The organism is Streptomyces beihaiensis (assembly GCF_026274175.1).
Lineage (GTDB): Bacteria > Actinomycetota > Actinomycetes > Streptomycetales > Streptomycetaceae > Streptomyces > Streptomyces beihaiensis.
Genome location: NZ_JAPHNL010000030.1, coordinates 1 through 17,976, shown reverse-complemented (window position 1 = coordinate 17,976; position 17,976 = coordinate 1). Strand labels below are relative to the sequence as shown.

14 protein-coding genes and 1 pseudogene are annotated in these 17,976 nt (G+C 73.4%); 7 read left to right on the top strand and 8 right to left on the bottom strand.

Going from position 1 to position 17,976, the window contains the following annotated elements; translation table 11 throughout:
- The 3 genes from OFY01_RS04495 to OFY01_RS04485 all read left to right on the top strand — a co-directional run.
- Window positions 1-1,185, top strand: a 1,185-nt coding sequence (locus OFY01_RS04495; protein ID WP_266596507.1) for an ABC transporter permease, incomplete at its 5' end; no start/stop codon positions are given.
- Window positions 1,186-1,281: 96 nt separating this feature from the next.
- Entirely contained in the window at window positions 1,282-1,875 is a 594-nt protein-coding gene (locus OFY01_RS04490) for a TetR/AcrR family transcriptional regulator (RefSeq protein ID WP_266596505.1), read from the top strand.
- A 149-nt stretch (window positions 1,876-2,024) separates the two neighbouring features.
- Window positions 2,025-3,146 carry an ADP-ribosylglycohydrolase family protein gene (locus tag OFY01_RS04485; RefSeq protein WP_266596504.1) on the top strand — a complete coding sequence of 374 codons (1,122 nt, stop codon included), beginning with the start codon at window positions 2,025-2,027 and terminating at the stop codon, window positions 3,144-3,146.
- Window positions 3,147-3,282: 136 nt separating this feature from the next.
- On the opposite strand, the gene OFY01_RS04480 is transcribed toward OFY01_RS04485, so the two are convergent.
- Window positions 3,283-4,086 carry an SDR family oxidoreductase gene (locus OFY01_RS04480; protein WP_266596502.1) on the bottom strand — a complete coding sequence of 268 codons (804 nt, stop codon included), beginning with the start codon at window positions 4,084-4,086 and terminating at the stop codon, window positions 3,283-3,285.
- Window positions 4,087-4,211: 125 nt separating this feature from the next.
- Between OFY01_RS04480 and OFY01_RS04475 the strand changes: the two genes are divergently transcribed.
- Entirely contained in the window at window positions 4,212-5,054 is an 843-nt protein-coding gene (locus OFY01_RS04475; RefSeq protein ID WP_266596500.1) for a hypothetical protein, read from the top strand.
- A gap of 169 nt (window positions 5,055-5,223) precedes the next feature.
- On the opposite strand, the gene OFY01_RS04470 is transcribed toward OFY01_RS04475, so the two are convergent.
- The 3 genes from OFY01_RS04470 to OFY01_RS04460 form a co-directional block, all read right to left on the bottom strand.
- Window positions 5,224-5,430, bottom strand: coding sequence for a DUF397 domain-containing protein (locus OFY01_RS04470; protein WP_266596498.1), 207 nt, complete (start codon window positions 5,428-5,430; stop codon window positions 5,224-5,226).
- A gap of 222 nt (window positions 5,431-5,652) precedes the next feature.
- Window positions 5,653-6,510 carry a helix-turn-helix domain-containing protein gene (locus tag OFY01_RS04465; protein WP_266596496.1) on the bottom strand — a complete coding sequence of 286 codons (858 nt, stop codon included), beginning with the start codon at window positions 6,508-6,510 and terminating at the stop codon, window positions 5,653-5,655.
- 348 nt (window positions 6,511-6,858) lie between these two features.
- Window positions 6,859-7,593, bottom strand: coding sequence for a GOLPH3/VPS74 family protein (locus tag OFY01_RS04460; RefSeq protein ID WP_266596494.1), 735 nt, complete (start codon window positions 7,591-7,593; stop codon window positions 6,859-6,861).
- Between the two features lie 1,296 nt (window positions 7,594-8,889).
- Here OFY01_RS04460 and OFY01_RS32355 point away from each other — a divergent pair.
- Together OFY01_RS32355 and OFY01_RS04450 are read left to right on the top strand one after the other, a co-directional pair.
- Window positions 8,890-10,497, top strand: a pseudogene (locus OFY01_RS32355) (D-alanyl-D-alanine carboxypeptidase); the annotation flags it as partial.
- A 145-nt stretch (window positions 10,498-10,642) separates the two neighbouring features.
- Window positions 10,643-12,646 carry an MFS transporter gene (locus tag OFY01_RS04450; RefSeq protein ID WP_266596491.1) on the top strand — a complete coding sequence of 668 codons (2,004 nt, stop codon included), beginning with the start codon at window positions 10,643-10,645 and terminating at the stop codon, window positions 12,644-12,646.
- Between the two features lie 33 nt (window positions 12,647-12,679).
- Here OFY01_RS04450 and OFY01_RS04445 read toward each other — a convergent pair whose 3' ends face one another.
- Complete coding sequence (locus OFY01_RS04445; RefSeq protein ID WP_266596489.1) at window positions 12,680-13,036, bottom strand: DoxX family protein; 357 nt, start codon at window positions 13,034-13,036, stop codon at window positions 12,680-12,682.
- A 357-nt stretch (window positions 13,037-13,393) separates the two neighbouring features.
- Here OFY01_RS04445 and OFY01_RS04440 point away from each other — a divergent pair, with 357 nt between their 5' ends.
- Window positions 13,394-13,996, top strand: coding sequence for a copper chaperone PCu(A)C (locus tag OFY01_RS04440; RefSeq protein ID WP_266596487.1), 603 nt, complete (start codon window positions 13,394-13,396; stop codon window positions 13,994-13,996).
- Between the two features lie 87 nt (window positions 13,997-14,083).
- Here the strand turns inward: OFY01_RS04440 and OFY01_RS04435 are convergent, their stop codons facing one another.
- The 3 genes from OFY01_RS04435 to OFY01_RS04425 all read right to left on the bottom strand — a co-directional run.
- Window positions 14,084-16,321: a heavy metal translocating P-type ATPase gene (locus tag OFY01_RS04435; protein WP_266596509.1), complete on the bottom strand. Its 2,238-nt coding sequence runs from the start codon at window positions 16,319-16,321 to the stop codon at window positions 14,084-14,086.
- A 276-nt stretch (window positions 16,322-16,597) separates the two neighbouring features.
- On the bottom strand, window positions 16,598-16,843 hold the full coding sequence (locus OFY01_RS04430; RefSeq protein ID WP_266596485.1) for a ferredoxin: 246 nt from the start codon (window positions 16,841-16,843) through the stop codon (window positions 16,598-16,600).
- A partial coding sequence (locus OFY01_RS04425; RefSeq protein WP_266596483.1) for an NADH-ubiquinone oxidoreductase-F iron-sulfur binding region domain-containing protein occupies window positions 16,840-17,976 on the bottom strand: 1,137 nt, incomplete at its 5' end. The genes OFY01_RS04425 and OFY01_RS04430, both read right to left, overlap by 4 nt.

Sequence of the window (17,976 nt, the reverse complement as noted above, 5' to 3'; positions counted from 1 at the left end):
GCCCGGCGCCCCGGGCGGATCGCCGGAGCGCTCGCCCGCGCCCGCCGCCTCCCGGTCACCTGGCGGATGGCGCTGCGCGGTCTCGGCCGCAGCAAGCGCCGCACGGTCGCCACGATGAGCGGCGCCGTCCTCGCGCTCGTCCTCGTCCTGGCCTCCATCGGGATGCTCACCAGCATGCGCACGGCCGTGCACGTCCAGTTCGACAAGGTGCAGCGGCAGGACGCCACGGTGACCGTCGCGCCCGAGGCGGCCGCCGGGCTCGGTGACCGGCTCGCCGCGCCGGCGGACGTCACCGCGGTCGAGCCCGCCGCGATCGCACCGGTCACCGTCTCCCCGGCGACGGGCGCGCACACCGCGTCCTCGTACAGCACCTCCCTGACCGGCTACCGGCCCGGCACCACCCTGCACGGCTTCCTCGACAGCGACGGGCACGCCCGCGCGCTGCCCGCCGACGGGGTACTCGCCGGGTCCGCGCTCGCCGGGCGACTGCACGTGAAGGCCGGTGACCGGCTCACCGTCACCGGGCCCGACGGCACACGGCGTCAGGTCACGCTCGCCGGGTTCGTCCAGGAGCCGATGGGCACCTCGCTCTACGGCAGCCTCGACACGGTCAAGGCCGCGACCGGAGTGACCACCAACAGCTATCTGCTGCGCTTCACCGACCACGTCACGGGCGCCGACCGCGACCGGCTGCGCGGCGAGATCTCCGGGCTCGACGGCGTCGTCGCCTACACCGACTCGCAGGCCCTGCACCACCAGGTCGAGGGCTACCTGAAGCTCTTCTGGATCTTCATCGGCGTGATGCTGCTGCTGGGCGGAATCCTCGCCTTCGCCGTGATCTACGTGACCATGACCGTCAACGTGGCCGAGCGGACCGGCGAACTGGCCACCCTGCGCGCCGCCGGAGTGCCGCTGCGCCGGGTCGCCGGAGCACTGGCCGCGGAGAACCTGACGGCCACCGTGCTCGCCGTGCCGGTCGGGCTCGTGGCGGGCGCCGCCGTGGCGTGGGCGTTCATGAAGTCCTTCAGCTCGGACCTGTTCACCATGCGGCTCGACCTCGGCTGGCCCGCGCTGCTGCTGGCCGCCGTGAGCATCGTCGTGGCCGCCGGGGTCTCGCAGCTGCCCGCCGTACGGGCCGTGCGGCGGCTCGACATCGCGCGGGTGGTCCGCGAACGGGCCCAGTGAGAGGGGGCGGGCGGCCCACGGAACGGCGTTTGCCCGGGTGATCGGCCACCCATACGATTTGGCCGAACGCCTAAGGCACCGAGAGGAAGAGGCACCATGGCACCGACCTCGCAGGAAGCCGGCCGGGAGACCCGGTCACGGCTGCTGCGCGCCGCGGCGGAACTGATCGCCGAGGACGGCTGGGGCTCGGTGTCCACCCGCCGGGTCGCCGAGCGCGCGGGAGTGCGCCCGGCGCTGGTCCACTACCACTTCCGCTCCGTGGACAACCTGCTCATCGAGGCGGCGCTCTCCGCCCTCCGCGAGGAGATGGACGGCATGCTCGCCGGGCTGCGGGAGGGCGCCGACGCCGGGGTCGGGCTCGCCTTCTTCCTGGAGGAGATCGCCCGTTACGCGGCGGGCGGCGAGACCACCACGCTGTTCAGCGAGATGATGCTCGCCTCCACGCGCCACGAGCGGCTCCGAGAGGAGCTCGGCAAGGTGCTGTACGAGTGCCGTGCGGCGCTGGCCCGTTGGGTGGCCGGACAGCGGCGGGCGCTGGGGGAGGAACCCGGCGACGCGGAAGGCACCGCCGTCCTGCTGCTCGCACTGCTCGACGGGCTCGTGCTGCACCGGATGATCGACCCCGATCTGGGGTCCGTCCCGGTGACGGGGGCGCTGCGGCGGCTCGCGGGGCTGCCCGAGGAGCCCTGACCCGCGCAAACCCGGGCCGAAGCGGTCGCAGCGGATGTCTCTTCGCATACCAGGTGAGGTCACTTTCGTTGCGCCGGTGAACGTTCCCGGCCGCGTACGGTCGATTACAGTGCTGCCGAGCCGGAGGGGCCGTAGGGGAAGGGGAACCCATGGGCGCAGCGCCCGCCGCCGCGGCCGTCTGGGGCCGCGCCGAACAGCAGGACTACCGCAGCCGCGTGCGCGGCACACTGCTCGGTTCCGCGCTCGGCGACGTCCTGGGGGCCCCGCTGTCCGGCCTGAGCCAGGAGGCCATCGAGACCGCCCACGGCACGGACGGGCCGGGGCAGCTCGTGCCCGCCCAGGGCCGGGACGGCGCGGTCACCGCCGCCACCCAGCTCACCCTGTTCACGGTCGACGGACTCATCCGCGCCCAGGTCCGCCGCGACACCGGAGCCTGGCACCCGCCGACCGACGTGCACCGCGCCTACCTGCGCTGGGCCGCCACCCAGCGCGACTGGGGGCCCGACGAGCGGCGCAGGGAGGACGGCTGGCTGGCCCGCCAGGAGTGGCTGTACGCGCGGCGGGGCGCGGCCAAGGAGTGCCTGCTCGGGCTCGGCAACGACGTCATGGGCACCCTCGACCGGCCCAAGAACCCGAAGGCCACCGGCGCCGAACCGGTGACGCGCTCGGCGCCGTTCGGGCTGCTCGTCGGCTGGGAGCCGCAGCTCGTGCTGCAACTGGCCGTCGAGTGCGCCGTCCACACGCACGGCGCGCCCGAGTCCTACCTGGGCGCGGGCGCGTACGCCGTGATCGTGCACGGCCTGGCGCGCGGCGACTCGCTCGACGCGGCGGTGCAGCGCGCCCTGTCGCTCCTGACGTCCCGCCCCGGCCACCCGCCCGTGGTGGACGGCCTGCAGCGCGCGCTCGGCGCCGTACGCCAGGGCATGCCGAACGCGGCGCGGGTGGGCGAGCTGGTCGGCGAGGGCGGGGCCGCCGGGGTGCTCGCGGCGGCCGTGTACTGCGCGCTCGTCGGCGAGGACATACGGCACGGGTTGCGCCTGGCCGTCCACCACGACGGGCCTTCCGCCCTGGTGGGGGCGGTGTGCGGGGGCCTGCTGGGGGCGTTGCACGGGGAGACCGCGCTGCCGCCCGCGTGGGTGGCGCAGCTTGAGGGCCGCGCCACGATCCTGGAACTCGCGGACGACTTCGCGATGGAGATGACCCAGGGCGCGGCGCTGCACGCCCCGGCGATCTCGTCCTCGGCGTGGCTGGACCGCTATCCGAGGGTCTGACCGGTGCCCCGGGGGCTGGCGGTTATCCGTGGGTCTGGCCGGTGCCCGAGGTGCTCGCGGTTATCCGTGGGTCTGGCCGCCGCCCGAGGGGGCGTGAGAGGGAGGCGCGGGGAAGCGGCGCGGGGGAGGCGGGCGCTCAGCGCATCAGTTCCCCGGCGTTCACGAGCAGCGACTGGCCCGTGATCGCGCGCGCCCGGTCCGACGCGAGGAACGCCGCCGCGTCCGCCACGTCGCCGTCCGTGGCGAGCTCGGGCAGCGCCATCCGCTCGGTGAGCCGGGCCAGGACCTCGCCCTCCGGCACCCCCTCGGTCTGCGCGGTGAACTGGACGTAGGTCTGCACCGGAGGGCCCCACATCCAGCCCGGCAGCACCGTGTTGACCCGGATGCGATGCGGGCCCAGTTCGCGGGCGAGCGAGTACATGGCGCTGGTCAGGGCCCCCTTCGACGCCGCGTACGCCGCCTGACGCACCTGCGTGGGAGCGGCCACCGCCGACTGGGTGCCGATGAGGACGACCGAGCCGCCGCGTTCCTTGAGGGCGGGCAGGCAGGCGCGGGTCATCCGCAGCGCGCCGAGCAGGTTCACGTCGAGGACCTGCTGCCAGGTGGCGAAGTCGGCGTCCTCCAGGCCGCCGAAGTAGCTGTCCCAGGCGGCGACATGGATCACCGCGTCCACCGCCCCGAACCGCTCGCGGGCGAGCGCGGCCAGCGCCTCGCATCGCGTCTCGTCGCCGATGTCCGTCGGGCGGTACGCGGTCCGGGTGCCGTCCGGGTCGAGTCCGGCCGCGGTCCGGGCGAGGTTGGCCTCGGTACGGGCGCCGAGCACGGCGTTGCCGCCGTCGCGCAGCACGGCCGCCGCGACCTGGCGGCCCAGCCCGGCGCCGACGCCGGAGACGATCACGGTCTTGCCGTCGAGCGGTCCGCCGCCCCGGTCGCTTCCCATCGGCCGCCTCCCGGCTCTGCGCAGGCTCTGTGCAAGCTCCGCGCGACGCTGTTCCCTTACCTGATGGTGCGTCAGAATATGGGCGTCGACCGGAGGATGGAAGGCTCGTACGAAAGGGGAGCGCGATGGAGGACACCCACAGCGACACGTATGCGCGACTGGCGGCCGTCGGCCCGTACGGAGTGCGTCCGGGCCACGCCCTGATCACGATGGTCGAACCCCATCCGGGTCATGAGCGCGCCTACAACCGCTGGTACGAGGACGACCACTACTACGCGGGCGCGATGGCCATGCCGTGGATGTACGCGGGGCGCCGCTGGGTGGCCACCCGGGACCTGCAACGCCTGCGCTACCCCGAGAAGTCGGCGGTGGCGGAGCCGGTGACGGCGGGCTGCTACATCTCCACGTACTGGATCACCGAGGGCCGCTACGGCGACCACATGAAGTGGACCGTCGGCATCAACAAGCGCCTCAACCGCGACAGCCGGGTCTTCCAGGAGCGCACGCACGTCTTCACGTCGTTCCAGGACCACGAGGCGACCGTCTACCGGGACGGCGACAAGGGCCCGCGCGACTTCCACGCGCTCGACCACCCGTACCAGGGGCTCGTCGTGGAGGTGGTCGACGCGGAAAACGGCCGGAGGAGGCGCGAGTTGGCCGCCTGGCTCAAGGACCGCCACCTGCCCGAGCGGCTCGCCGCGCCCGGGGCGCCCGCCGCCATGGTCACGGTCTTCCGCCCGACCCCGCTGCCCGTGGACCGGATGTCGTACGTGAAGCAGGTCGAGGGTGTGGACACCCGTCTCACCCTGCTGTGGTTCCTGGAGGCGGACCCGCGCGATTGCTGGCGGGACCACTTCACCGGGCTGGGCGACGCGGTCGCGGCGTCGGGCCTCGGCCGGGTGGAGTTGGTGGCGCCGTTCGTGCCGACGGTGCCGGGCACGGACCGGTACGTGGACCAACTGCGGTAGCGCTCCGGGCGAGTGGGCGGGGCGGGGGCGGGAGCAGGGGTGGGAGCAGGGAAAGGCCGAGCCCCCTCGGCCGGGACGGCGGGCCAGTCGAGAGGGCTCTGTCAGAGAATCGGTACCGCGATCCGCGGTACCCCCTGTTCGGTTGTGGTGCTGTCGTGTCCCCGTGGGGTCACGCGGTGTGCTCGTCCCTGCCCACCTCGGCGACGAAGGCGCTCCAGGTGGTGGGGTCGAACGCGAGGGTCGGGCCGTGAGGGTCCTTCGAGTCCCGCACCGCGACGGAGTGCGCGGCGGGGGACTTGAGCTCCACGCACGCGCCGTTGCCGGCGGAGTACGAGGACTTGATCCACATGGGCGTCGCGCCCTTGATGATTGCCATGTTCGCTCCGGTCTGGCGAGTTTCTTTCGCTGCGGCCGCGATCTTGCTGCGGCTTTGCGCCGACGGCTTGTTTGTCGTTGGCGTGATCGACGCTACTCGCCGACTCGGGGGCGCGGCGCCGGCATTCACTCGACCGGATGGCATATTCCAGTGACGTCTTCCGTGATGCTGCGGGAGGGGTGTATGGTGCGGCGCCCTCCCGCGGCTCCTGCTGACGTCGGATCAGTTCGCGTGCGACTCGGCTGCTTCCAGGATGAATTGCCGGGATTGCTCGGCATTCAGGGCCTGGGCGCGAAGATGTTCGTACATGACGCTGTATTTCTGCACGTCCGGAGTCTTTTCCAGGTACAGGTCGCTGGTGACGCCCTCGATGTACACGACGCTGGAATCAGCCGCGTCGGGAAATTCGAGAATCGCGTACTGCCCGGTGAGACCGGGATGCGCCCCCATGTCGAACGGCAGCACCTGCACGGTGACATGAGGCTGCTCCGACACCGACGCGAGATGCTCCAACTGCTCACGCATGACGGTCCCGCTGCCGACGGTGCGGCGCAGGGCGGCCTCGTCCAGGACCGCCCACAGGCGCAAGGGCTCCTTCTCGCCGTTCACACGCTCCTGGCGGCGCATGCGCACCTGTACCCGCTTCTCGACGTCCGTCTGTGACGCCTCGGGCATCGCCCCGCGGATCAGCGCCTCGGCGTACGACGGAGTCTGGAGCAGGCCCGGCACGCACTGCGACTCATAGACACGCAGGCTCGCGGCGTCGGTCTCCAGACCGATGTAGACGCTGTACGGAATGTCGCCGAAGGAGTGCCACCAGCCCTGTTGGCGCGAGTCCTTCGCCATCTGCATGAGCGAGTCGATGAGCCTGCGGTCCTCGACCTCGTACACCCCGCACAGGTCGCGGACGTCGCGCTGGCTGATGCTGCGCCGCCCGTTCTCCAGGCGGCTGATCTTGGACTGCGACACCAGAAGGCGCTCGGCGACCTCTTCGGCGGTCATGCCCTTGGACTCGCGGAGCTTTCGCAGCTCCTGGCCCAAGCGGCGTCGCCTGACAGTGGGATTGACGTTGGACGCCACGGGACGTGCACCTCCGGCTGCGTGCATTTTTTTGTACGTTGCGTATCTGCTGCTCAGCAGACTGCCACCCGGAGGCTTCTTGCCGCTGGGAAACCGTGGATATACGCGGCGTGAGCACTCGGTACCCGCGAAACGCGGCGCGCGGGGCGATGGCCGGGGTCGTCGTCCGGACGTCCGGCGCATCGCCCCGCGCGGTTCAGCGGCTCCCGACCGGGTCTGGGGGACTGCGGTGCGGCGCTGGTGCGGGTGGTGCGGTGGTGCTGTGCTGGTGCTGCGGGTCGTGCGGCCGTGTCGTGGTCTTCGCCCTGGCCGCGGCGGTGGCCGTGCTGCCTGGGGCCGTGACTGTGGCTAGTGCGCCACCGCGCGGGCCATCGAGCCACGGCGTGGCTGGGCCGGGACGGCCCTGGCTGGTTCCGGTGTGCCACGGCCCGGTGCGGCGGGGGCGCGGCGCGGCTGGGCGCCCACCCCGTTCTGGACGTCCATCACGGCGTGCGCCACGAGGCCGCCCATCGGGTCGTGCCGGATCAGGTCCCGCAGCCGGGAGCGGGACGATCGTCCCTCGTTGCCCGGGTACAGGTGTTTGCCGAGACCGACCGCGTGGGCCAGTGCGGCGAGTGCCGCGGTCCGCGGGTCCGGCGGGACGCCGGTGCGGATCGCGCTGTCCAGCCGGGCCCTGATCTCCCGGCTGATCGCCGTGTCCGTCGCCTGGTAGCGAGTCGTCGGCAGCACCCCGCACATCTGACCGGCCACGGCATGCACCATGCCGCACCGCTCCAGGTGCGTGAGGTAGGTCTGGCGGAGGCCGAGGCGCGGGCCTCCGATCCAGTGGACGGCGCGTACGGGGGCGCCACGCCTTCGCAGCAACTCCAACGCGCAGTCGAGTGTCGGATCTCCAGTCGGCCGTGGCACCACCACGGCGATACGATCCCCGTCTGGGGCTATCCGTCCGGCCAGCGCCAGCTCCACTAGCTGTGCTCCGGCCAGACCGAGGTCGAGCGACTGCGGCTGCGCTGTGGTACCCGTGGCCGGGTCCAGAGCGAGCAGCAGAAGCTCCTCCGGAATTGTTCTGCGGCTCCTGCCCATCCATGCCTCCCCGCGTGGATGTCTGACAGGGTGACCCCTCTCACATTGGTCTGTCGAGAGTGCGTGACCGGTTCGTAAGGGAACCGGTAGGTATGTCGTTCTCGTCTAGCAGCAGGGGTTTAGACCTCACACAGGACACTGGTACATGGTTCGGACAGCGCGCGCGCCGCGTGGGACGGACCGTTCGCCGGGCGGATCCGGCGTCAAGAGCGCCAAGCGGCAGCGGTAGGCGGTAAGCGGTAAGTGGGCGAGGAGGCATCGGTGGCGGGGACCCCCGACAGGTCGGAAGAGCAGAAGGTGTCGGGAGACACGGCCGCGGAGGAGCGGGATCCGCGGCTCGCCATCTCCAGGGAGACTCCGGGCGGGGTGGACCAGGCGACGGCCGTGTTCTCCGTCCGGGCGACCGGCACGGACGGGGACGGGCACGGGGCCGGGGGCGGGGCCGGGGACGAGGTCGGGGCCGGGGGCGAGGGTGGCGACGCGGAACGGGAACCGGAGTCGTCCGGTTCCGAGCCCGCCTCCGCCTCCGCCTCCGGCGTGGGCGAGGAGAGCGGTGACGCCGCCTCCGCCTCCGGCGTCGGCGAGGAGACCGGTGACGCGCGGCTCCGTGCGGCGGTGGCCGCGTGGGTGTCGGGCGACGGGCCGGAGGGGTCCGAGACGGTCGGGGCTGCTGCTGAGGCGACCGACGTCGAGGCCGGGGCCGACGCCGTGGCCGACGAGGCGGGGGACGCCGCCGCGTCGGAGCCGGATGTTGCCGACGAGCCCGCCGTCGACTCGGCCCCCGAGGCCGTCGGCAAGCCTGCCGGTGGGACGGAGGGAGCTGCCGGGTCGGCTGGTGCGGGCAGCGAGGCCGCGGGCAGGGCTGGTCGTGGCTCTGGGGCCGGGGCTGGCGAGAGCTCTGACGCTGACTCTGGTCCTGGTCCTGGTCCTGGTCCTGGCCCTGAGGCCGTTGGTGGCTCTGCCGGTGGGGCGGAGGGAGCTGCCGGGTCGGCTGGTGCGGGCGAGTCCGGAGGTGGGCTCGGTGGCGGTTCCACGGCCGAGGCTGCTGGCAGCTCTGACTCCGGCTCTGGCTCCGGCTCTGGCTCTGGCTCTGGCTCCGGTTCTGACTCCGGCTCTGGTTCTGTCTCTGGTCCTGAGGGCGTCGGCAAGCCTGCCGGTGGGGCGAAGGGCGCTGGCGGGTCGGCTGTTGCGGGCAGTGGGGGCGCGGACGGGTCTGGCTCTGGCTCCGGGGCGGTCGGTAAGGGTGCTGGTGGGGCGAAGGGCGCTGCCGGGTCGGCCGGTGTGGGCGGCGAGGTCGGGGACAAGCCTGGTCGTGGGGGCGAGGCCGAGCCCGCCGACAGCCCCACCACCGCCTTCAAGGCCGTGAAGCCCGGTCGGCCCGGCAGGCCCGCCGAGTCCCCCGTGGACCAGCCGACCACCATGCTGAAGTCCCCCGCGGCGGAGCCCAAGCGTGGGTCCGGCACGAGGGACTCCGAGCGGACCAGCACGTTCGTCCCGCTCAAGTCGCCCGACGGCGACCGCGCCGTCGGGCCCGCCGTCCCGCGCCCCGCCGCCCGGCCCGCCCCGGCCGCCGGACAGCCGCCGGAGACGACCACGCAGCAGCCGCTGCCGCCGAAGCCCCCGCTCGACCTGCTCGCCGAGCTGACCAACACCCCGCCGCCCCCGGAGACCCCGGTCCGTACGGCCGTGCGGCGGGTCAAGATCTGGACCCCGGTCGTCGTCCTGCTGGCCGTCGTGTTCGCGATCGTGCAGGCCGTGCGTCCGCTGCCGACGCCGACGCTCGCCCTGACCGCGAAGGACTCGTACACCTTCGACGGTGGCGGCACCCACCTGCCCTGGCCGTCCGAGGGACAGGGGTGGATGGACGTGCAGGGCGTCGGCACCATGGACCACTTCGGGCAGCAGACGCCCGTGCCGATCGGGTCCGTCGCCAAGTCGATGACCGCCTACCTCATCCTCAAGGACCACCCGCTCAAGGCCGACGAGGAAGGCCCGAAGATCACCGTCGACGCCACCGCCGAGAAGGAGGGCGGCTACAACACCAACGGGCACCACGAGTCGACGCTCGACACCGTCAAGGCGGGCGACAAGCTCACCGAGCGGCAGGCCCTCTCGGCGGTCATGGTTCCGTCCGCGAACAACATCGCGCGCCTGCTGGCCCGCTGGGACGCGGGGTCGCAGAAGGCGTTCGTCGAGAAGATGAACGCCACCGCCAAGAAGCTCGGCATGAAGAACACGACGTACACCGACCCCTCCGGGCTCATCGAGACCACCGTCTCGACCGCCGAGGACCAGGTGAAGCTCGGCAACGAGCTCGTGCGGATCCCCGCCCTGATGAACATCACCAAGCTGCCGACCTGGACCGACCCGTCCGGCAAGACCTGGAGCAACTACAACAAGCTCGTGCCGTACAACAACTCCCTCGGCATCAAGACGGGCACCACCACGAAGGCGGGCGGCAACCTCCTCTTCGCGGCCACGAAGCGGACCGGCGGCGAGACCGTCACGGTCGTCGGCGCGATCCTGGGCCAGCACAAGCCGCCGATCATCGACACCGTCAACGGGGTCAGCAAGGCCGCGATGATCGCCGCCCAGGAGGCCGTCACCTCGGCGACCGTGCTGAAGAAGGGCCAGGTCGTCGGGTACGTCGACGACGGACTCGGCGGGCACACGCCCGTCGTGACCACCAAGGACGTCACCGCCGTGGGCTGGTCCGGCAAGACCGTCAAGATCAGGCTCAGCGAGCAGAACGGCAAGGCCGTCCCCCATACGGGCGAAGCCGGCACGGTCGTCGGCGTACTCGAGGTGGGCGACGGCCAGGGCGGCGCCGTGGAGGTGCCGGTGGCCCTGCAGAAGAAGCTGAGCGAGCCCGGGTTCGGCGCGAAACTCAAGCGCGTCGGGTGACCCGCGCGTGAGGCGCCCGGAGGCCGGACGGTACCGGCCTCCGCGGCGCCGCCGCACGGCCACCGTGCTAGCGTCCGGGACCGGGACAGAACAGGCGCATGACCGGGGCAGGACCGGTACGCCGGTACGTACGGGAGTGTCAGAAGTGTCCACAGCGGAGCCGACGCGCGCCGACGACGACGCCGAACCCGGCGCGAGCGCGAAAGCGGACGCGGACGCGAATGTGAGCGCGGACGCGAATGTGAGCGCGAGCGCGAGCGTGGATGTGAGCGCGGGCTCGTCGCGGTCCGGCTCCGGCCGCACCCGAATACAGCCGCCCCTGCCACCCCAACCCGACGGCCCGGCCTGCGGGACGACCGGCGGGCCGACCGGGCGACCGGCCGGCCGGACGGACGACCACCGGACCGGCGGTACAGCCGGTCGCCGTGCCGTGTGGCTCCGCCGGGTCCAGGCGCACCCGGTCGCCTTCGTCACCGCCCTCGCCGCGGTCCTCCACGTCCTCTGGTTCTTCACGTTCGCGAACAGTGGCGGCGACCTCGCGGCGCAGGACGCCTGGGCCGAGTTCGTCGGCCGCAACCCGGGCTCCGCGTACAACCTCGCCTGGTACGGCGGCATGCACCCCGTCTCGTACAGCGTGGTGTCGCCGTATCTGATGTCGGTGCTCGGCGTGCGCACCACCATGATGCTGGCGGGGACCGTCTCGGCGGGGCTGCTCACGCTGATCCTCCTGCGCACACGCGTGGTGGCCAAGCCGCTGTGGCCCGCGCTCACCGGCCTCTTCGCGCTGCTGTGCAACGCCGCTTCGGGCCGGGTCACCTTCGGGCTCGGCACCATGTTCGGGCTGGCCGCGGTCGCCGCCGTGTTCTGCTGGCCGTACCGCTGGCGGTACAAGCGGTGGGCGAAGGCGGCCGTCGCCGCGCCGCTCGCCGGCATCTCCACCGCCGCGTCGCCGGTCGCGGGGCTCTTCGTGGGGCTCGTCGCCGTCGCGCTCTTCCTGCAGAAGCGGCGGCCGGGCGCCTGGGCCCTCGGGCTCGCGCCGAGCGCCGTCGTCGCGCTGTCGGCGTGGCTGTTCCCGTTCTCCGGCACGCAGCCGATGTCGTTCTGGTCGACGCTCGTGCCGATACTGCTCGGCGTCGCCGGATACACCCTCGTACCGAAGGAGTGGAAGACGGTCCGGATCACCTCCGCCGTCTACACCGTCTCCGTCCTGCTCGTCTGGCTGATCAGCTCGGAGATCGGCTCCAACATCACGCGTATGCCGATGCTGTTCGCGGGGGTGGCCCTGCTCGCGGCGCTGCCGTTCGCACAGCCGCGTTCACGCAAGTGGTACGCGCTCGTCGTCGCGTTCGTCGGCATGAACACCTGGATCGGCGTCAAGACGATCATCGACATCGTGCACACCACCCCGAACGCCGCCTGGGCCCGCGAGCTCGCACCGCTCGTCAACCAGCTCAAGGTGGTCAAGGCCGAGCAGGGCCGCGTCGAGGTGGTCCCCGCCCGCTCGCACCGCGAGGCATCCGCGCTCGCCCCGTACGTGAACCTCGCGCGCGGCTGGAACCGCCAGGCCGACATGGAGCGCAACCCCCTCTTCTACGACAACACCCTCGACGCGGCCACCTACCACCGGTGGCTGGAGCGGTGGGCCGTGCACTACGTGGTGTTGCCCAAGGACGAGCCGGACGGCAACGGCGGGCACCGCGAACGCGCCCTCCTCCAGGGCGGCCTGCCGTATCTGAAGCAGGTGTGGGGCGACGACAACTGGCAGCTGTTCGCCGTCACCGACCCGACACCCATGGCGGGCCCGCACGCGCGCGTGGACGCCGCCGAACAGGGCAAGCTCACGATCGAAGTGACCCGGCCCGGCCGTGTCCTCATCCGCATCCCGTACTCGCCGTGGCTGTCGGTCGTCGACAAGGACGGCAAGAGCCTCGACGCCCCGCGGGAGACCGAGGCGTCGAAGCGGGCCCGCGAGAGCGACGACAGCCTGCCGAAGAAGTACGTGAACGTGCACGGCTGCCTGATGGAGACCGGCGCGGACGCCTTCGGCGACAAGTGGACGGAGCTGCTGGCGCCGAAGGCGGGCACCTACCGCCTGGCCGCCCCGTACAAACTGCGCCGCGGCACCCCCTGCCCGCAGGAGCTGCGGTAGCGCCATGACGTGCCGCGGTGCGGCCCCGCGCGGTCAGGCGAGGACCAGCGCCGCGACCACCGGGGCCGCGTATATCAGCGGGAACGGGATGTGCGCGTACCAGCCGGCCCGTAGGACCGTGACCACCGCCCCGGCGAAGTACAGGACGAGGCCGATACCGGCCGCGACGCCGATGGCCGGAACGGCAAGGCCGACGAGCAGTCCCACGGCCCCGGCCGCCTTCGCCGCTCCCAGCCACGGCAGCCACGCGGCGGGGATCCCGTAGTCGGCGATGGGCTTGACCACCCACGGCGCGCGTACGAAGACGGAGACCGCCGAGAAGCCCGCGAGGACCGCGGCGACGAAGGCGACGACGGTGTGGACCGTGTGGACCGTGTGGCTGACGGGCATGACGCACTCCTGGGTGACGACGGGCGACGATCCGGTGGGCCGCCGGTGCGGGGCCCTCTGCCCGACTGACGGACCGGGACGGCGATGTGTGACAGCGCGGACGGGGCACGCGAAGGGCCCCGGTGAAGGGTCTCCTCGGGCGCCTGGAATGATGGCGGCTGCCATGAACGTGCCGGTATGGGCCGCCGTAGGCCCGGGGCTGCCGAGGCGATGTGAGGGCGATGCCGTACTCGGCGGGGCGCGAGACGCCGTCCGCGGACGGCCACGCTCCGACCGTCCCGGCCTCCGGCGGCTGGGCGGCGTCAGGCCGCGCGAGATCGCGCGAACCGTGCAAGACCGTGAGGAAAGAGCCCAGCCATGCGTCGCACGCGCTCCATCACATCCGTATCCGCACGCCCCCGCCGCCCGGCCGCCGCGGTGGCTTCCGCCGCGGTCCTGCTGCTCACCGGCGCGGCTCTGACGGCCTGCTCGTCATCGTCGTCGCCCTCGTCGTCGGCGGGCTCCGGGTCTCCTTCGCAGTTGTCCACGATCACCGCGAACCCTTCCGTGCCGTCCTCGGCGAACACCTCCTCGTCGTCCGCGGGCACGGGCGGCAAGGCCACGTACGACGAGCCGGTGCTGAAGGTGACCGGCGCCTATGTCGTGCAGCCGTCGAAGGGCACCGCCGACTCGGCTTCGGCGTACGCCGTCATCAGCAACGCCGGCCGGCAGCCCAGCAGTCTGAAGGGCGCGATCTCCCCCGCGGCGCAGAGCGTGTCCTTGGCCCCGGCACAGCCCCTGACCGTTGCGGCGGGAGGCCGCGTGGTGCTGCGACCTGGCGGAGACCACCTCGTACTCAAGGGCCTGAAGAAGAAACTGACGACGGGCGAGAAGGTCACGCTGCGGCTGCTCTTCGAGGGCGCCGAGCCAATCACCGTCAGCGCACCGGTGGAGCCGACGACGTACAAGCCGTCGAACTGAGTGCCCGGCGGGGCGAAGTGCCTGCGGGGTGACGGCGCCTGCGGGGTGACGGCGCCTGCCGGTAACAGCGCCTGCCGGTAACAGCGCCTACGGGGCGAGGGAGAAGTAGTTCTCCTCCTCCTGGGTGAAGTGCAGGCGCAGCACGGTGTTGAGGCCGTAGAGGCACGAGCGCAGATCGTCGAGCTGCTCGGGTGCCAGGCCCCCGTCCGCGCGCGCCAGTTGCAGATGGGTGGCAATGCGCCGGGAGAGACGGCCGATCTCGGTATGGGCACGGCTCATGGTCGCCGTCGCCTCGGGGCCGCCGAGGGCCGGCGCGAGAGCGGGATAGAGCTGCTGCTCCTCGGCGTACTCGTGCGGCAGCAGTCGCTCGGTCAGCAGCCGGTGTGTCTCCTCCACCGCCGCCAGAGCGGCCGGTCCCGAGGAGCCGGAGAGCCGGTCGGCCGCGACGCGCACGGCCTCCAGTACGTCCTGAAGGTCGTCGTGCTCGGCGGCGAACCGGTGGATGAGGGCCTCGGCGGCGGGAGTGAGAGCGGGGCGCGCGGCCCGGTCGATCCTCAGGGCGCGCAGCGCGTTGAGGATGACGGCGACATCGATGCCCTCCTGGAGCAGCGCGCCGACGGCGGGCGGCAGCAGCCCGGCCGCCGCGACGGCCATGGCGGCCAGCGACATCAGCATGCCGCCCAGGGCGCTCTGGACGGCGATGCGCCGAGCGCGTCGGGCGAGCGTGACGGCGTCGGCGAGACGCTCGACACGGTCGGTGGTCAGGACGACGTCGGCGGCCTCCGACGAGGCGGTCGAGCCGCGGGCGCCCATGGCGACGCCGATGTCGGCCGCGGCGAGGGCGGGGGCGTCGTTGACGCCGTCGCCGACCATCACGGTGACCGCGCGCTCGCGTTCCTCGCGCACGGCGGCGACCTTGTCGGCCGGGCTCAGCTCGGCACGGACACCGTCCAGGCCGAGCACGGCGGCCACCTCGTGGGCGGGCCCCGCCCGGTCGCCGGTGAGCATCAGCAGCCGGTCGACACCCGCCGTGCGCAGCTGACGCAGGGTGCGCGGCGCGTCCTGGCGCAGCGGGTCGCGCAGCAGCACCGCGCCGGTGAGCCGCCCGTCGACGGTGAGCCAGGCGACAGCCGCACCGTCCAGCAGCGCACGGTTGTCCGCGGCCTTCGCCCAGCCGGGCCGGGCGGCCTCGGCCTCCGTGCGGCCCACGGAGACCCGGTGCCCGTCCACGTCTCCGGTGGCGCCCCTGCCGGGTTCCTCGGTGACGTCCGTGGGGACCGAGAGCGCGAGGCCGCGCTCGCGGGCGGTGTCCACGATGGCGCGGGCCAGCACGTGCGGCGAGAACTGGTCGAGGGAGGCGGCCAGCCGCAGCACCTCCGCCGCCCTGCTCTCGGGAGCGGCGATCACGTCGAGGACCCGGGGCCGGCCGCGGGTGAGGGTGCCGGTCTTGTCCAGCAGCAGGGTCCTGGCACGGCCGAGGTTCTCCAGCGCCCCGCCGTCCCGGATGACGACGCCGAGCCGGGAGGCGCGGGAGAGGCCGGAGACGATCGCCACCGGGGCGGCCAGCAGCAGCGGGCAGGGAGTGGCGACCACCAGGACGGCGACCGCGCGCACCGCGGACCCGCCGACCAGCCAGGCCAGCCCCGCCACGGCGAGGGAGAGCGGCAGGAACCAGGCCGCGTACCGGTCGGCCAGCCGCACGACCGGCGCGGACTCGGCACCGGCCTGCCGGGCCAGCCGCACGATCCCCGCGTAGGTGCTGTTCTGCTCGGTGGCCGTGGCGCGCAGCTCGAAGGCGCCGCCCGCGTCGACCACACCGCTGCGCACCGGCTCCCCCCGCGCCCGCTCGACCTGCACCGACTCCCCGGTGAGCACCGACTCGTCGAGCACGGCCGCGGCGCTCTCCACGAGGCCGTCGACCGGGACGACCTCGCCGGGGCCGACGACGAGCAGGTCCCCGACGCCGACCTCGGCCAGCGGCACCGTGCTGATCGTGGAGCCGGTGCGGCGGCGCGCGGTGCGGGGCGCGTGCTCCAGCAGGGCCCGCAGGTCGTGGGAGGCGCGCCGCTGGGCCGCCGCTTCGAGGGTGCGGCCGGTGGCCAGCATCAGCGCGATCAGCGCCCCGGCCAGGTACTCGTGGACGGCGAGGGTGCCGCCGAGCGCGAGGACGGCGATGACGTCGACACCCGCGTGGCCGCGTCGCAGCGCGGAGAGCACCCACCCCACCGCGGGGACGACGGCCACCAGGGTGCCGATGGCCCAGAAGAGGTCCGCCGGCCCGTCGGCGCCCGCCGCCCGGGCGATGCCTCCGGCGACCAGGGCCATGGCGGTGAGGGCGAGGAGGACGGGTTCGAGCCGCGGGGCGGCGCCGCCCGCGGCGGCCGGGCGATTCGGCCGCGTGCCGGGGCGGCGTGGTCGTGGGGACGAGCGGCTGAACCATGTGTCCGGGTGGTTCGGGTCCGTGTCCGGGTGGTGCGGTCGTGGGGTGGGCGTGCGGTCGGTCATGGCGTGCCTCGGTCCGTCCGGCGCGGCGAGCGTGGGGCCGTTTCCCTCCAGCACATCGCGCGACGCTGGTCGGCGGGAGGGGCGTACGGCCCTGTTTCAGGCCCGTCGGGAGCGTGGTGGTGTCTCCTCGGCGGGGTCGGCCCGGTCGAGGTGGAGGGCCAGGCGGGGGCAGGCGGCGACGGCGCGGCGGGCGTGGGAGCGCAGGTGGCCGGGGACCGACCGGTCCGCGATGACGGGGTAGCCCCATTCGTCGAGGCCGATCAGCTCGGGCAGGAGCTCGGCGCACAGGCCCTGCCCGGTGCAGGCGATGCGGTCCACGCGCAGGTTTCGGCCGGAGCTCATAGCCAGCTCTCCGGGGGTGTCGCGGCGGGTACGGGGAGGTGCGGTGGCCGAAGGACGCCTGGACAGGCGCCGTGGGTCAGGTGGTGGTCGACGTCGTCGGCGAAGGTGCGCAGGGCGGAGGCGGCGAGCCGGGCGGCGCCGTCCGGGTGGCGGCAGGCGCCGCGGCCCGGCAGCAGGCCGGTGCGACGGCGCAGCCGGGGCAGCAGGCCGGGATCGGCGCGCCCGGCGGCCAGAGCGCCGAAGTCCTCGGCCACGGCGGGCAGTCCGAACACGCAGGGGCCGCACTGACGGGCACTCTGGGCGGCCAGGTACGCCAGGATCCGTGCCGTCTCGCGCAGTCCGCAGGCCGACCGGGGCAGCGCCACCAGAATTCCCGCGCCGGGTGCGGCGCCCAGCGGGTCGAGGTCCCGGTGGGCCAGGGGCGTGTCCAGGAGCGGCGCCGGGAGCCAGGTGCCCGCGAAGCCGCCGAGCAGGACCGCGCCGATGGGTTCGGCGGGTCCTCCGGCACGGTCGATGACCGTGCCGACCGGCGTCCCGAGGGCCGTCTCCAGGACGCCGGGCGCGGCGACGGCGCCGGAGACGGTGACGAGCAGAGTGCCGGGCTCGTCCGCCGTGCCGGCCTGCCGGAACCAGTCGGGCCCGTAGCGGGCGACGAGGGCGAGGTGGGCGAGGGTCTCGGCGTTGTTCACGAGCGTGGGACGCCGGTCGACACCGCGTTCGTGGCTGCGTGGCGGGCTGCCCTGCGGCCTGGCGGGGCCGCCGCCCAGCCAGCGCACCAGCGACGTCGACTCGCTGGAGACGTAGGTGTGGGGAAGGGCGTGCAGCCGCAGCGTGACCGGGTCGAGGCGGGCACGGCGCCGCTCGTCGAGGGCCGCGCTCACCTGCCGGTACTGGGCGGCGCGGTCGCGCGGCAGGCACACGTGGACGGTGCCAGCGCCGACCGCCGCAGCGGCCAGTACGGCGCCGTCGAGCACGAGGTGGGGCGCGACGGCGAGCAGCAACTGGTCCTTGCGGCCGGCCGGTTCGCTCTCCATGGCGTTGACGACGACCACGGCGCGGCCCCGACGCCCGGCCACCGCGCGCAGCTTGCGGGCCGTGGGGAAGCCGGCCCCGCCGCGCCCGGTGAGCCCGGC

Coding starts and splice junctions, on each gene's coding strand:
- OFY01_RS04490 (WP_266596505.1), top strand. CDS start 1,282: ATGGCACCGACCTCGCAGGAAGCCGGCCGGGAGACCCGGTCACGGCTG.
- OFY01_RS04485 (WP_266596504.1), top strand. CDS start 2,025: ATGGGCGCAGCGCCCGCCGCCGCGGCCGTCTGGGGCCGCGCCGAACAG.
- OFY01_RS04480 (WP_266596502.1), bottom strand. CDS start 4,086: ATGGGAAGCGACCGGGGCGGCGGACCGCTCGACGGCAAGACCGTGATC.
- OFY01_RS04475 (WP_266596500.1), top strand. CDS start 4,212: ATGGAGGACACCCACAGCGACACGTATGCGCGACTGGCGGCCGTCGGC.
- OFY01_RS04470 (WP_266596498.1), bottom strand. CDS start 5,430: ATGGCAATCATCAAGGGCGCGACGCCCATGTGGATCAAGTCCTCGTAC.
- OFY01_RS04460 (WP_266596494.1), bottom strand. CDS start 7,593: ATGGGCAGGAGCCGCAGAACAATTCCGGAGGAGCTTCTGCTGCTCGCT.
- OFY01_RS04445 (WP_266596489.1), bottom strand. CDS start 13,036: ATGCCCGTCAGCCACACGGTCCACACGGTCCACACCGTCGTCGCCTTC.
- OFY01_RS04440 (WP_266596487.1), top strand. CDS start 13,394: ATGCGTCGCACGCGCTCCATCACATCCGTATCCGCACGCCCCCGCCGC.
- OFY01_RS04435 (WP_266596509.1), bottom strand. CDS start 16,321: ATGGCCCTGGTCGCCGGAGGCATCGCCCGGGCGGCGGGCGCCGACGGG.
- OFY01_RS04430 (WP_266596485.1), bottom strand. CDS start 16,843: ATGAGCTCCGGCCGAAACCTGCGCGTGGACCGCATCGCCTGCACCGGG.